Here is a 1452-nt window from a genome sequence, read left to right as displayed (position 1 = left end):
CCAAACAATTCGTTGTAGCGTGGCAGGTGAGAAGAAGAGCAAGTTGGAGTAAATGCGCCAGGCAGAGAGAACACGACTACTTTTTTGCCTTTGAACAAATCATCAGTAGAAACATCTTTCCAAGTGTCGCCAACGCGAGTGTGGAATACTACGGAAGGTACTTTTTGACCGGTACGATCTTGCAAAGCCATTTTTAAGCTCCTTAAAAATTCGGGTTTGAGAAATGAATCAATGCTTGCATTTTAATGCAGGCCTATCGATTTGTATAATTTATAGTTCAAATAATATTAATTACATCAAACTATCAATTCAATTAAACCGAAAACAGCTATTCCTCTAAATGAAGGCCATCTGAAATAAAACAAGTGCCTGACTGAAATTATTTTTTAGGTAAGGGCTGAACGGGCGAATCCGAAGCCACAATTTCGCCGATGGCTGTTTCCGCAATATCTTTCAAAGCATAGCGGTCTTTATCCGGCATATCTGTCGGTTTGTATTGAGGCGAGAAATCCAAACGGATACAGATTTTCTTCATCGAAACAATGCGCCATAAAGATTGAAACAGGTTTACCTCCGCATAAGACGGCAAGTCCGTCCGTTGTCCTTCGCCATCATAATAGCGCAAGGTCACTGCTTGAATCGGCGCTTTCGCATCAATCGCCGATTGAAACAGGGCTGCTTTAAACGGCAAAATACCCAAGCCGGAAGAAGTACGCGCTTCAGGGAAGAAGCTGACATTCTGTCCTGCTTTCAATGCCGCGCAAATCGCCTGGTTAATAGGCTCGATATCTCGGCGGGAATTGCGGTTGATAAACACCGTGCCGGCATTTTTACCCATTTTCCCCAAAACCGGCCAACCGCTGATTTCCTGCTTGGCAATAAAACTGCTCGGATAAACGGCGCTCATGGCAAAAATATCCAACCAAGAAACATGGTTGGCCACTACCAATGTACCGCTCACATTGCCTTGAGGCGGTACGCCGATTTCCAATTCAATATCCAAAGCATCCAATGCGCCTTTTCCCAAAACAACCACAGCATGATTGCGTTCCTCTGCATTATTGCCATCGATGGCACGCAAATTCCGGCCGGTTCGGAACAACCAAGCCGCCAAACGGCAAAGTCTGCCCAGTCGTTTAAAAAAAGGAGCTTTTTGTTTAGACATAAAATTTCTTCTGTATGGTATTCATTATTTTCAGACGGCCTCTGACATTTAAGGCCGTCTGAAACTATTTCTGGCAATTTGGACAATAAAACGTTCCACGCTGCCCCAAAGTTTCTTTAAAAATCAGCCCGCCACATTGGACACAAGGCTCATTGTGACGGCCATAGACCGTATATTCCTGCTGAAAGTAGCCGCTTTTGCCATCGCTATTGACAAAGTCCCGCAGCGTACTGCCGCCCGTTGCAATCGCCCTTTGCAGAACCGCTTTAACGGTTTCCACCAATAAT

General features: G+C 44.8%; 3 protein-coding genes. All 3 read right to left on the bottom strand.

What is annotated here, in order from left to right:
* Positions 1-191: redoxin family protein (locus tag ACTHUE_RS18915; RefSeq protein WP_440424166.1), on the bottom strand; the 191-nt coding region annotated here is incomplete at its 3' end.
* A gap of 188 nt (positions 192-379) precedes the next feature.
* Positions 380-1165 (bottom strand): 1-acylglycerol-3-phosphate O-acyltransferase, encoded by a 786-nt coding sequence (locus ACTHUE_RS18910; RefSeq protein WP_049336498.1) that lies wholly within the window; start codon positions 1163-1165, stop codon positions 380-382.
* 64 nt (positions 1166-1229) lie between these two features.
* Positions 1230-1452: zinc finger domain-containing protein (locus tag ACTHUE_RS18905; RefSeq protein ID WP_440424165.1), on the bottom strand; the 223-nt coding region annotated here is incomplete at its 5' end.

It is taken from the genome of Neisseria sp. P0021.S005, assembly GCF_051956955.1.
This window is presented reverse-complemented; position numbering and strand designations above follow the sequence as displayed.